This window comes from Achromobacter sp. SIMBA_011 (assembly GCF_046535435.1).
GTDB lineage: Bacteria > Pseudomonadota > Gammaproteobacteria > Burkholderiales > Burkholderiaceae_B > Achromobacter > Achromobacter dolens.
Genome location: NZ_JAWRWN010001380.1, coordinates 1 through 228 on the forward strand (window position 1 = coordinate 1; position 228 = coordinate 228).

At 62.3% G+C, this 228-nt stretch carries 1 pseudogene; it reads right to left on the minus strand.

Annotated elements, in window-relative coordinates:
• Positions 1 to 218 (minus strand): annotated as a pseudogene (locus SB816_RS35565) (cytochrome ubiquinol oxidase subunit II); the annotation flags it as partial.
• Between the last annotated feature and the right edge of the window lie 10 nt (positions 219 to 228).

Genomic DNA, 228 nt, shown 5'->3' on the forward strand with positions numbered 1-228 from the left:
GTGAGCACGATCACACAGGGAATCGACCACACGACCACTTCGATCGCGGTCGAATGCGACCACTTCGGCGCGTAGGTCGCGCCCGTGTTGGACGCGCGGTAGCGCCACGCAAACCACAGCGTGAGCGCGATCACGGGAATCACCACCAGCAGCATCAAGCCGAGGGCGATCAGGATCAGGTTCTTTTCCTGCACGCCGATGTCGCCTTTCGGGTCCATCAGCACGGAG